12 protein-coding genes and 1 pseudogene are annotated in these 11,084 nt (G+C 71.5%); 6 read left to right on the forward strand and 7 right to left on the reverse strand.

The window, feature by feature from the left end; all coding sequences use genetic code 11:
- Positions 1 to 170: 170 nt before the first annotated feature.
- Positions 171 to 1,145 (reverse strand): ROK family protein, encoded by a 975-nt coding sequence (locus tag ABZ815_RS47940; RefSeq protein WP_357708760.1) that lies wholly within the window; start codon positions 1,143 to 1,145, stop codon positions 171 to 173.
- Positions 1,142 to 2,323 (reverse strand): FIST N-terminal domain-containing protein, encoded by a 1,182-nt coding sequence (locus tag ABZ815_RS47945; protein WP_357708870.1) that lies wholly within the window; start codon positions 2,321 to 2,323, stop codon positions 1,142 to 1,144. Before ABZ815_RS47945 ends, ABZ815_RS47940 begins: the two co-directional genes overlap by 4 nt.
- Positions 2,324 to 2,522: 199 nt before the next feature.
- Here ABZ815_RS47945 and ABZ815_RS47950 point away from each other — a divergent pair, with 199 nt between their 5' ends.
- The 3 genes from ABZ815_RS47950 (at position 2,523) to ABZ815_RS47960 (ending at position 6,713) form a co-directional block, all read left to right on the forward strand.
- Complete coding sequence (locus ABZ815_RS47950) at positions 2,523 to 3,887, forward strand: sigma 54-interacting transcriptional regulator (protein WP_357708762.1); 1,365 nt, start codon at positions 2,523 to 2,525, stop codon at positions 3,885 to 3,887.
- Positions 3,888 to 3,949: 62 nt separating this feature from the next.
- Positions 3,950 to 4,708, forward strand: coding sequence for a hypothetical protein (locus ABZ815_RS47955; RefSeq protein WP_357708764.1), 759 nt, complete (start codon positions 3,950 to 3,952; stop codon positions 4,706 to 4,708).
- Positions 4,709 to 4,745: 37 nt separating this feature from the next.
- Positions 4,746 to 6,713, forward strand: a complete 1,968-nt coding sequence (locus ABZ815_RS47960; protein WP_357708872.1) for a hypothetical protein — start codon at positions 4,746 to 4,748, stop codon at positions 6,711 to 6,713.
- A 26-nt stretch (positions 6,714 to 6,739) separates the two neighbouring features.
- Here ABZ815_RS47960 and ABZ815_RS47965 read toward each other — a convergent pair whose 3' ends face one another.
- From ABZ815_RS47965 to ABZ815_RS47975, 3 genes are all read right to left on the reverse strand, one after another.
- Complete coding sequence (locus ABZ815_RS47965; protein WP_357708767.1) at positions 6,740 to 6,904, reverse strand: hypothetical protein; 165 nt, start codon at positions 6,902 to 6,904, stop codon at positions 6,740 to 6,742.
- Positions 6,905 to 6,958: 54 nt separating this feature from the next.
- Positions 6,959 to 7,315: a tetratricopeptide repeat protein gene (locus ABZ815_RS47970; RefSeq protein ID WP_357708770.1), complete on the reverse strand. Its 357-nt coding sequence runs from the start codon at positions 7,313 to 7,315 to the stop codon at positions 6,959 to 6,961.
- A 189-nt stretch (positions 7,316 to 7,504) separates the two neighbouring features.
- Complete coding sequence (locus ABZ815_RS47975; protein ID WP_357708773.1) at positions 7,505 to 7,927, reverse strand: DUF6292 family protein; 423 nt, start codon at positions 7,925 to 7,927, stop codon at positions 7,505 to 7,507.
- 139 nt (positions 7,928 to 8,066) lie between these two features.
- Here ABZ815_RS47975 and ABZ815_RS47980 point away from each other — a divergent pair, with 139 nt between their 5' ends.
- Positions 8,067 to 8,192: a hypothetical protein gene (locus tag ABZ815_RS47980; protein WP_357708775.1), complete on the forward strand. Its 126-nt coding sequence runs from the start codon at positions 8,067 to 8,069 to the stop codon at positions 8,190 to 8,192.
- A 10-nt stretch (positions 8,193 to 8,202) separates the two neighbouring features.
- Entirely contained in the window at positions 8,203 to 8,634 is a 432-nt protein-coding gene (locus ABZ815_RS47985; RefSeq protein ID WP_357708777.1) for a hypothetical protein, read from the forward strand.
- A 21-nt stretch (positions 8,635 to 8,655) separates the two neighbouring features.
- On the opposite strand, the gene ABZ815_RS47990 is transcribed toward ABZ815_RS47985, so the two are convergent.
- Positions 8,656 to 9,795, reverse strand: a complete 1,140-nt coding sequence (locus tag ABZ815_RS47990) for a cystathionine gamma-synthase (RefSeq protein ID WP_357708780.1) — start codon at positions 9,793 to 9,795, stop codon at positions 8,656 to 8,658.
- A 122-nt stretch (positions 9,796 to 9,917) separates the two neighbouring features.
- Complete coding sequence (locus ABZ815_RS47995; RefSeq protein ID WP_357708783.1) at positions 9,918 to 10,127, reverse strand: hypothetical protein; 210 nt, start codon at positions 10,125 to 10,127, stop codon at positions 9,918 to 9,920.
- 589 nt (positions 10,128 to 10,716) lie between these two features.
- Here ABZ815_RS47995 and ABZ815_RS48000 point away from each other — a divergent pair.
- Positions 10,717 to 10,983 (forward strand): annotated as a pseudogene (locus ABZ815_RS48000) (histidine kinase dimerization/phosphoacceptor domain-containing protein); the annotation flags it as partial.
- Positions 10,984 to 11,084: the final 101 nt, after the last annotated feature.

Here is an 11,084-nt window from a genome sequence, read left to right on the forward strand (position 1 = left end):
TGACCGCCGCCGAGGCCACCCCTCGGCGGCCCGGGACCCCGGGCTGGTCGCGCCCTGCGCCCCCTGGGCTCGCGCCTGCCCGCCGGCCCTCCCGCGAAGACAGTCGCGGGAGGGCCGATGGGCGCTCCCGGGGGTAAGGGGCGGGAGGGCCGACAGGCGCTCCCGAGGGCTCAGGGGCAGGAGGGCCAGTAGGTGCCGCCGGCCAGGAGGAGGGCGGCGGCGCCCACCAGGCCGGCCTCCTGGCCGAGGGCGGCGGGCATGACCTTGAGCCGGCGGGCGAAGCCCATTCGGGCGTGGTCGCGCAGGGCCTCCTCCAGGGGGCCGAACAGCGGCTCACCGGCCTGGGACAGCCCGCCGCCGATCGTCACCAGGTCCAGGTCGCACAGGTGGGTGGCGGAGGCGATGGCGATCCCGAGCGCGCGTCCGGCCCGTCGCATCGCCAGCAGGGCCACGGGGTCGCCGGCCAGCGCGTCGGCCGCCAGCGCCCGCCCGGTGACCGCCCGGTCCTCCTGGTACGCGCCCTCGCTGTCCGCGGGCGGGTCTTCCGCATCCGGAGGGGCAGGGGTCCAGCCTTGGGAGAGGGCCCACGCGGTGAGGGCGGGGCCGCGGGCGACCGCCTCCAGGCAGCCGTGGCCGCCGCAGCCGCAGCGGGGGCCGCCGTCCGGTTCGACCACGACGTGCCCGATGTGACCGGCGTTGCCCGTGCCGCCGTTGATCAGGCGCCCGTCCAGGATGAGGCCGCCGCCGACGCCGGTGGAGACCACCATGCCGAGCATGTCGGCGCTCCCCCGTCCGGCGCCCTGCCAGTGCTCGGCGATGGCCAGGCAGATGGCGTCGTTGTGGAGGCGTACCGGTAAGCCGGGAAAGCGGCCGGAGAGGCGGGCGCGCAGCGGGAAGCCGCGCCAGCCGGGCATGTTGAGCGGCGAGACCTCGCCGTCGGGCCAGGTCATCGGCCCTCCGCAGCCCACGCCCACCCCTTCGGCGCGGGCCGACAGGGGGTCGATGAGGGCCGTGAGGGTGTCCCACAGCGTCTCGGCGTCGGCGTTCTGGGGGGTGGCGGCGCGCCGGGAGGTGATCACGGTGCCGTCGTGGGCCACCAGCCCGGCGGCCATCTTGGTGCCGCCGACGTCGATCGCCAGGATCACGACAGCTCCGGCTCCGCGGCGCTGGAGAAGACCAGCACGGACGCCGTGAGCCCGTGCACGTGGTTGTGCCCGCCGACCGGCCCGACCTCGCCCGCGGCGAAGAAGCCCGCGACGCCGATGGGTCCCAGCGTGTCGCGCAGGGCGACCGGGTCGTGGTCGGCGGTGCCGAACATCGCCGAGCCCCGGCCGTTGCAGGAGAACAGCAGCGCGCCGTCCACCTTGCCCAGTTCCTCGCGGTGGGCGTCGAGCAGGTCGTACAGGTCCTCGTCGGCGGTGGCGGCGTCCCTGACCTGGAAGCGCACGGTACGGCCGATCTCCACGATGTCCCCGATGGCCACGGCCTCGCGTTCGGGGTCGATGCCGATGACGCCCCGGATGAGGAAGTCGCCGCGTTCGTGGCGTTCGGCGTACTCGTCCATGGCCACGCCGATCTGCAGCCCGGCGGCGACCAGTTCGCGGTCGTCCTCGTCCAGCTCGCTGACGATGTCCTCCAGCCGGGCCAGCGCGGGCTGTCCGGCCAGTTCGAGCAGCAGGTTCTCCTCCGAGGCCGTGACCACCATGCTGGGGCCGATCGGACGGCAGCCCTGGCTGACCACCGTACTGATCTTGACCGGCCCGCTGAGCAGGACGCCGATCGCGCCCTCGGTGTAGATCTTGCCGTCCGCGAACAGCCGTACGGACCCGCGTCCCTGCAACCCGTTGGCCAGCCCGCCGATCAGCGGCAGGTCGCCGAGCACGTCGACCGAACGCTCCACGAACGCGTCGGTCGGGAAGGTGTACGGATCGGCCAGCAGGATCGCCACGTGGTCGTCCCCCGTGCGCTCGGGCAGCCCGACGACCACGAACCGGTCCTCGGCCGCCAGCGTCTCCAGCGCGAACGTGGTGAGCCTGGCCCCCTCCAGGGTGGCCGCCCACGCGCTCACCGCGGGCGTCAGCTCGACCCCCTGCCCGTCTCCGATCACTCCCGTGGCGCTGCAGCCGATCACGTGCGCCTCGGGCGCGAGCTTCATCGCCGCCTGGCCCGCTCTGGCGACGTCCTCGGGGTCCTCGCCGCAGATGAAGAAGCAGACCAGGTTCGCTTGCCCGCTGAGCCTCGACAGTGCCTGACCGACGGCGTTCTCCGCGGCCTCCACCAGGTCGGAACCCACGGCGAGGCCGTCGGCGAAGCGGCTTGTCATCAAGGCCACGCCTCTCGCCTCCCTCGACATGTCCATGTTCCCTAGGGCCGATTCTCCCCACTAAAGGGACAAGCACGCGTACGAACCGTCACGCAATAGGTCAAGATCCGAAATCTCCGCCAGATGCGAAACTCCCTGCCGCATTTCTCGCGGGGGACGTAGTCTCGTTCCCGTGCATCAGCCACGTATTCTCCGCGAGTTGCGAGAGAGCGGCCACGTTCATCGCAGCGTCAAAGCCGAGGTCCGGGAAAACCTGCTGGCCAGGCTGCGGGCCGGCGAGACCCGGTTCCCCGGCATAGTGGGCTTCGACGACACCGTTCTGCCACACCTGGAGCGGGCGCTGCTCGCCGGGCACGACCTGGTCCTGCTCGGTGAGCGCGGGCAGGGCAAGACGCGGCTCATCCGCACGATCACCGGCCTGCTCGACGAGTGGACCCCGGTGGTCGAGGGCTGCGAGATCAACGACCATCCGTACGCACCCGCCTGCACGCGCTGCAAGACCCTGGCGCGGGAACTGGGCGACGAGCTGCCGGTGGCGTGGAAGCACCGCGACGAACGTTACGGCGAGAAGCTCGCCACTCCCGACACCTCCGTCGGCGACCTCATCGGCGACGTCGACCCGATCAAGATCGCTGAGGGGCGCACCCTCGGCGACCCCGAGACCGTCCACTACGGTCTGGTCCCCCGTACCAACCGCGGCGTGTTCTCCGTCAACGAGCTGCCCGACCTGGCCGAGCGCATCCAGGTCTCGCTGCTCAACGTGCTGGAGGAACGCGACATCCAGGTGCGCGGCTACAACCTGCGCCTGCCGCTCGACATCCTGCTCATCGCCAGCGCGAACCCGGAGGACTACACCAACAGGGGCCGCATCATCACGCCGCTGAAGGACCGGTTCGGCGCGGAGATCCGCACCCACTACCCGCTCACGGTCGAGGACGAGCTCACGCTCATCCGCCAGGAGTCGGTGCCCGACATCGGGGCCGACGTGCCCGAGCACCTGGTCGAGGTGATCGCCAGGTTCACCCGGCTGGTCCGCGAGTCCACGGCCGTCGACGCCCGTTCCGGCGTGTCGGCGCGCTTCTCGATCGCCGCCGCCGAGACCGCCGCGGCCTCCGCCGTGCGCAGGTCCGCGATCAAGGGCGAGGACCAGGCCGTCACGCGCGTCTGCGACCTGGCCTGCGTCGTCCACAGCCTGCGCGGCAAGGTGGAGTTCGAGGTCAGCGAGGAGGGCAGGGAGACCGAGATCCTGGCCCACCTGCTGCGCCGGGCCACGGCCGAGACGTTCAGGAGCAGGCTGGGCGGCATGGACCTGTCCCCCATCACCGACAAGTTCGCCGAGGGCAACCAGGTGGAGTCCGGCGACATGGTGGCCGCGGCCGAGCTGCTGCACCAGATCGGCCCGGTCAGCGGCCTGGCCAAGGTCATGTCGAGGCTGGGCATGGGCGCCGGCGAGGAGTCCCCCGGGCACGCCGCGGCTGCTCTGGAGTTCGCCCTTGAAGGTCTTTACCTGATGCGGCGGCTGTCAAGGGAAGACCTCGACGGGGTCACGATCTACAGGACGTGAACAAACGGGCGGTTTCCCGCGTCGTAGTGTTTGGTTGATCACGACTCCGGGGGGAACCGCCCATGCGCCTGCTCATCCATGCCACCGCCGTCGGCCTCGTCCTGGGCGGCCTCGCGCTTCCCGCGCACGCGGCCACCGCCACGGCCACCGCCAAGTCCGTCTACGGCTACGCCTGGGCCGACGGCAAGGGCGCCCTGCGGATCGTGCCCATGAAGCCCGCCAAGGTCCGGCGCGGCGGCAACGTGCTCTACAAGCTGACCCCGGTCACGGGGGCCAAGGAGCTCAGGCTCGACTACACCCGCGCCGCCTACAGCCGGGTGACGACGGCCTGCGACCTGAAGGAGACCGAGGGGCGGGTCGCGCTCGACCGCGACGGGCTGGGCCGTACGGCGTGCAAGCCCGCCCAGCTCACCACAGGGTTCCTGGAGGGCGCGGTGCCGCTGCGCGTGGAGTACGAGGGCGGCAAGGCCGTCAAGGCGCAGGAGTTCCTGCTCGACGCCTGGCCGGAGCCGGTCACCGCGCGCGGCTCGATCACCCGGATCGACGACGCCACGCTCCTGTTCAGCACCGGCGGCAAGCAGATCAAGCTGGGCTACACGTACCTCACGTCCTTCTACCGGGCCACGGCCCGCTGCGGCGACCGCTGGGTGTCCGGCAGGGCGTCCGGCGTCGACAAGCGCGGGCTCGGCAAGCTGCCCTGCGAGTCGACCGACCTCGCCAAGGCGCTCAAGGGGGCCGGGCGGGCCGTCCAGGCGCAGGTGAGTTATACGCCCGACGCGAACAGCGCGGTCGAGGTGTGGGAAGTGGCCAGGCGTCCGTAGACGGGCGGGGGCGGGTTGGGGTTAGCGTGGAAGCGTGATGGCCTTCCGCTACGGCGAATACCACGACGGCCCCGACCCCCTGGCCCCCCCTTATGACGTACGCGCGGCCCTCGACGAGATGGGCGACGCGATCCTGTCCGGTTCGACGCCGGTCCACGCGCTGCGCGACCTGCTCAAGCGGGGGCTGCCCGGCAGCCAGGACCGGCGGGGGCTCGACGACATGCTCAGGGAGGTCCGCAGGCGGCGCAGGGACCTGCGCGAGCGCGGGCGGCTCGACGGCACCCTCGAACGCGCGCGGGCGCTGCTGGACAAGGCGATCGGGCAGGAGCGGGCCGAGCTGTTCCCCGACCCGTCCGACGACGCGCGGCTGCGGGAGGCCGGGCTCGACGGGCTGCCCGAGGACACCGCGAGCGCCATCCAGGAGCTGAACACGTACGAGTGGCGTTCGGCGGCGGCGCGGCAGACGTTCGAGGAGCTGCGCGACCTGCTGCGGCGCGAGGTGCTCGACAGCCAGTTCAGGGGCCTGCGGGACGCGCTGGCCAATCCCGACCCCGAGGCCATGGCCCGCGTCCGGGAGATGATGTCCGACCTGAACGACATGCTGGACAGGGACACCAGAGGCGAGCACACCCAAGAAGACTTTGACGCCTTTATGGCGAAATATGGCGATTTGTTCCCAGAAAAGCCCCGGAACATCGAGGAGCTCGTCGACATCCTGGCCCGGCGGGCCGCCGCGACCCAGCGCATGCTGGCCTCGATGACCCCCCGCCAGCGCGAGGAGCTGTCCAACCTCATCAACCAGACGCTCGACCAGGCCGGCCTGTCCGACCAGATGCGCCGCCTCGGCGAGGCCCTCCACGCCCGCCGTCCCGACCTGGCCTGGAACGCGCCCGAGCGGCTGACCGGCGACGAGCCCCTCGCCATGGGCGACGCCGTCACGGCGCTGGAGGAGCTGGCCGACCTCACCCAGCTGGAGACCGCCCTGCGCCAGGACTACCCGGGCGCGCGGCTCGACGACATCGACGAGGCGGCCGTACGCCGGGCCCTGGGCCGGGCGGCGGTCGACGACCTGGAGGCGCTCAAGCGCATCGAACGCGAGCTGGAGGAGCAGGGCTACCTGCTGCGCCGCCGCGGCAAGCTGGAGCTGACCCCCAAGGCGGTCCGGCGGCTGGGCGAGACCGCGCTGCGGCGCGTGTTCTCCTCCCTCGACGCGGGCCGGCGCGGCGACCACGACCAGCACGACGCGGGCTCGGCCGGCGAGCTGACCGGCTCCACCCGGCCGTGGCGCTTCGGCGACGAGCAGCCGATCGACGTCGTCCGCACGCTGGTCAACGGCGTGCGCAGCGGCGGCGTGGCGACCGCCCCGCAGGACGGGCGGGCCCGGGTGCGGCTGTCCGTCGACGACTTCGAGGTCTCCGAGACCGAACGCCGCAGCGCCGCGGCGGTGTGCCTGCTGGTCGACCTGTCGTACTCGATGGCCCTGCGCGGCACGTGGGCCGCGGCCAAGCAGACGGCGCTGGCCCTCCAGGCGCTGGTGGCCTCCAAGTTCCCGCAGGACGCCGTGCAGATCATCGGCTTCTCCAACTACGCCAGGGTCCTGCAACCCGACGAGCTGGCCGGCCTCGACTGGGACATGGTCCAGGGCACCAACCTGCACCACGCCCTCCTCATCGCCGGCCGCCACCTCGACCGCCACCCCGACTTCGAGCCCGTGGTGCTGGTCGTCACCGACGGCGAGCCGACCGCCCACCTCATGCGCAACGGCAGGTCCGCCTTCGAGTGGCCGCCGTCGCACGAGACGCTGGAACTGACGCTGTCCGAGGTCGACAAGATGACGCGGCGGCGCGCGACCATCAACGTCTTCATGCTGGCGGCCGACGACCGGCTCAAGGAGTTCGTGGACGAGGTGGCCCGCAGGAACGGCGGCCGGGTGTTCTCACCGAGCGCGGACCGGCTCGGCGAATATGTCGTCAGCGACTTCCTCCGCCTCCGCCGCTCCCGCTGACTTCCGGAAAGAGAAGCTGAATTTCGTCAGGCGGAAGGGGATTCGGCAGGCAACATCGAACGCAGATGTTCACGCGCGGTGCGCACGTCCGGGATGCGGTCCCATATGGCTGTTGCGGTGAGGATCTCGGTGACGCGCGTATTCACGCGGGCGCTGCTGACGAACGGTAGCGCGCGGGTGAGGCTGTGCATGTGATGCACGGCGAGCGCCGGTTCATCCGCTCGCACCACCGTCTGCGTCTGCCTTCAAGAAATTGGGCCGCCGTTGACGCAGGCCAGGGCACGGCCGAGCCGCATGTGCAAGCTGGACAGGCGGCTCGGTGGAAGGTCCGGGACGCGCAGCCCCCGCTGGGCGTGCCTCACCGCGCGCAGCGGGTCGCCGCGATACAGGCTGACCCGGCTCAGGGCGTCGTACGCACGGGCCCGCGCTGGCGGGTCCTCGGCCTGATGGGCGAGGTCGAGGGCGATCGCGCCCGCGCGTTCGGACTGGGCGAGCCGTCCGGCGTCGTACAGCGCGATGCCCACCTGGTACATCAGGTCGGACACCGCGCCCTGGAGCTCGTGGCCAAGAGAACCCCTCTCCAGCTGATCGACGTGCTTCACGTGCCCGATCGCGCGAGCCGCGAGAGGCACTCCGCCGAGTTCGTAGCCCCCGCCAGGCTGTCGGACAGGGCGTGCACATGGTCGGGATCGAGGTAGGGATGTAGCGCCTTTGGGCGGAGGCCCTTCCCCCAGGGTGAGCCTTGCGGCGTGCGGCGCCCTTCGGGCGGAGGCGCTTGCCCTTCCGGGGTGTCAGGCTTCGATCAGGCGGGCGTAGAAGTCGAGGGCGACGTCGAACCCGTCGCGGCAGTTGCGGTGCGACCGGTAACAGGGCCGCCAGGCCGAGCTGGCGCCCACCCCCGCCCGCGCGTCCACCAGAGCCTGCGGCACGCGCTCCGGCCGGGGCAGCAGCCCGTGGCCCAGGTAGCGGACGCCGGTCAGCTCGGTGTGCGCGCCCGCCGCACCGGCGACGAAGCGGCCGAGCCGCCAGCCGCTCTCCTCGTCCCACACCAGCGCGTGGTCGTCGGCGAGCTTGACGGTGGCGTCACGCGGATCGCACGGACCCTCCCACCAGTCGGCCACCTCGGCTCCGAGCAGGTCGACGACGCGCTCGACATAGCCGGCCGGCTGCTGCAGCCACTCGTCGGTGTACGGCTCGACGTGCCTGATGGCCACGGACGGCACCCCCTTGTGCCCTGAAGGTAAGAAAAAAGCGACGGCCACCAACCATACCCGTGGCGAACTTATTCCGTTGCACGTCCGTCTAGTCATTACGGACGATATTCACGTCGGACACGGGGAAGGAGGAGAGCCCATGATTGCCACGATCCTGCTGATCATCCTGATGGCCGTCGCGGTGGCGGCCACGGAGCTGATCATGCGTTGCTCCTCGCAGGTTAAAGAGAGTGTCGAGCCGCCGACCGAGATCGTCGGGGACTAGTCTCAGGCGCATGTCCCTGCTTCTCTGGCTGCACATCGGCTTCGCCATCTTCACGATCGGCCCGCTGACCGCCGCGACGATGGCCGCTCCCCGGGCCATCCGCACCAACAACGTGCCCGTCCTGCGGAACATCCAGCGCACGACGAGGATCTACAGCCTCGCGTCCTTGGGCGTGCTGGTGTTCGGGGTGGCCGTGGGGATCGCCGTCGGGAACGGCGTGCTCGGCCTGTGGTACATGACGGCGTCGATGACGCTGTTCATCGTGGCGATCGTGCTGCTGGTCATCATCGATCGCGACCTGCGCACCGCCCTCCGCGCTCTTGAGAGCGAGAACACGGAGGACGACGCGAAGGTGCAGACCGGCCGGGTCGCGGCCATCAGCGGCCTGCTGGCCCTGATCTGGCTGGTGATCCTCTTCCTGATGGTCGTCCCGACGCCCTGACGGCCGGTGTCCCCCGACGCCCTAGCCGAGGGCCTGGGTGAGGTCGGCGAGCAGGTCGTCGACCGTCTCGATGCCGACCGACAGGCGCACCAGGTCGCTCGGCACCTCCAGGGGCGAGCCCGCCGCGGAGGCGTGCGTCATCCTGCCCGGGTGCTCGATGAGCGACTCGACGCCGCCCAGCGACTCGCCGAGCGTGAACAGCTTGGCCCGGTTGCACACCTCCACGGCCTCCGCCTCACCGCCCGCCACGCGGAAGGACACCATGCCGCCGAAGCGCCGCATCTGCTTGGCGGCGGCCTCGTGGCCGGAGTGCTCGGGCAGGCCCGGGTAGAGCACCTGGGTCACGCGCGGGTGCGCGAGCAGCAGGTCGACGACGCGTTCGGCGTTGTCGCAGTGGCGGTCCATGCGCACGCCGAGGGTCTTGAGCCCGCGCAGCGTCAGCCAGGCGTCGAACGGGCCGGCCACCGCGCCCATCGCGTTCTGGTGGTAGGTCAGCTCCTCGCCGAGGCCCTTCTCGCCCGCGATCAGCGCGCCGCCGACCACGTCGGAGTGGCCGCCGATGTACTTGGTGGTGGAGTGGACGACCACGTCGGCCCCGAGCGCCAGGGGCTGCTGCAGGTACGGCGACGCGAACGTGTTGTCCACGACCAGCAGCGCGCCGTTCCTGTGGGCGAGCTCGGCCAGGGCCGCGATGTCGGCGATGCCGAGCAGCGGGTTGGTGGGCGTCTCGACCCAGACGATCTTCGTCTTCTGCGTCATGGCCGACGCCACCGCGTCGAGGTCGTGCAGCGGGACCGGGTCGTAGTGCAGGCCCCAGCGCTCGTGCACCTTGGCGAACAGCCGGTACGTGCCCCCGTACGCATCGTTGGGGATGATCACGTGGTCCTGCGGCTTGCACACCGTGCGCAGCAGAGTGTCCTCGGCGGCCAGTCCCGAGGCGAAGGCCAGCCCGCGCGCGCCGCCCTCCACGGCGGCCAGCGCCTCTTCCAGCGCCGCCCTCGTGGGGTTGGCCGAGCGGCTGTACTCGTATCCCGAACGCAGGCCGCCCACGCCGTCCTGCTTGTAGGTGGACGTGGCGTAGATCGGCGGCACGACCGCGCCGGTCAGCGGGTCGGGCTCCTGACCTGCGTGGATCGCCAGGGTCTCAAAACCGTTGGTCATAGGCCCCACGTTAACGGAAAGCGGCCCGCGATCCGTTCCCCAACGGACCGCGGGCCGAAGGCGGGGCCGTCCCCCGACTGCGCCCGCCCCGGGCCCGCGCGCCATGCCCGCGCGGGCCACGTTCATGCGGCTCGGGCCGCCCTGGGCTCGCGTGCCGTCGCGGCCGTCGCGGCCGGGGCGCTGAGCCGTACGATCTCCACGTCGATGTGGCGGCCGCTGCCGCCCTCCGCGTCCTCCCCGTTGATGCGGGAGAGCAACACCGGGTCGGCCAGCGCGAGCAGCGCCGTGACGACCAGTCCCAACCCCAGCAGAACGAATCCGATGACCACCATGTCCTGTCCCCCTTCCGACGTGCTTCCAGCATCGCCGAGCGGCCTGCGCCGCCGCCTCCGCTGAAGGGCTGGTCCGCCGGCGACTGGGTCGGCCGATCGGTTGATACGAGTTGTCCGACTTCCGGCCTACTCTCGTGACGTGGGGGATTCGAAAGGCGTCGTGTACTGGGTCCGGCGGCTGAGCGAGATCGCGATGCTCGGCTGGCTCGGCCTGATGCTGATGCTCGACCTGGCCATCGCCGTCAGCACCGGGGGGCTGCAGTGGTTCGTGCCGTTCTGCGGCGCGGCCGGGATCGCGGCGGTCGTCCTGCGCCGCCGCCACCGGCTTGAGGGCTTCTGCGCGCTGCTGGGGCTGTCCTTCGCCGTGTCGCTGGTCATCGCGTCGGTCGACGCGCTGGGCGCGCCCGGCATGGCCGAGACGGGGTCGCTGCTGGTCCTCCTCATCGGCGTGCTGCGGCACGTGGAACCGGTACGGCGGGCGGCGGTGCTGGCGCTCGTGGGGCTGGCCGTGCTGATGGCCGAGTCGGCCAGGCGCGACTACCCCACCGCGGGGCTGGCGTTCGCGTTCCTGCTGTTCGCGGGGTGGTCGATGGCCGCGGGCATCGGCGGCTACCTACGGTTCCAGCAGGAGCGCCGTACCGAGGCGGTGCATTCCGTACGGCGGGCCGAACGCCTCGAACTGGCCAGGGAACTGCACGACCTGGTCGCCCACCACATCACCGGCATCGTCGTCCAGGCCCAGGCCGCCCGTACGGTCGCCGAGCACAAGCCCGAGGCGGTGCTGCCCGCGCTCGACGCGATCGCCTCGGCCGGGTCGGAGGCGCTGACCTCGATGCGGCGCATGGTCACCGTCCTGCGCACCGAGGACGAGGCGGACCGCAGGCCCGGCACGACGCTGGCCGACCTGCGGCTCCTGACCGAACGGTTCTCGGTCGAGGGGCCGAAGGTGGCGTTCGA

Source organism: Nonomuraea sp. NPDC047529 (genome assembly GCF_040642995.1).
In the GTDB taxonomy this organism is placed as follows: domain Bacteria; phylum Actinomycetota; class Actinomycetes; order Streptosporangiales; family Streptosporangiaceae; genus Nonomuraea.

Excerpts from the sequence above, each read along its gene's own strand:
- ABZ815_RS47955 (WP_357708764.1), top strand. The coding sequence starts at position 3,950 with ATGCGCCTGCTCATCCATGCCACCGCCGTCGGCCTCGTCCTGGGCGGC.
- ABZ815_RS47980 (WP_357708775.1), top strand. The coding sequence starts at position 8,067 with ATGATTGCCACGATCCTGCTGATCATCCTGATGGCCGTCGCGGTGGCG.
- ABZ815_RS47985 (WP_357708777.1), top strand. The coding sequence starts at position 8,203 with ATGTCCCTGCTTCTCTGGCTGCACATCGGCTTCGCCATCTTCACGATC.
- ABZ815_RS47995 (WP_357708783.1), bottom strand. The coding sequence starts at position 10,127 with ATGGTGGTCATCGGATTCGTTCTGCTGGGGTTGGGACTGGTCGTCACG.
- ABZ815_RS47990 (WP_357708780.1), bottom strand. The coding sequence starts at position 9,795 with ATGACCAACGGTTTTGAGACCCTGGCGATCCACGCAGGTCAGGAGCCC.
- ABZ815_RS47960 (WP_357708872.1), top strand. The coding sequence starts at position 4,746 with ATGGCCTTCCGCTACGGCGAATACCACGACGGCCCCGACCCCCTGGCC.
- ABZ815_RS47945 (WP_357708870.1), bottom strand. The coding sequence starts at position 2,323 with ATGACAAGCCGCTTCGCCGACGGCCTCGCCGTGGGTTCCGACCTGGTG.
- ABZ815_RS47965 (WP_357708767.1), bottom strand. The coding sequence starts at position 6,904 with ATGCACAGCCTCACCCGCGCGCTACCGTTCGTCAGCAGCGCCCGCGTG.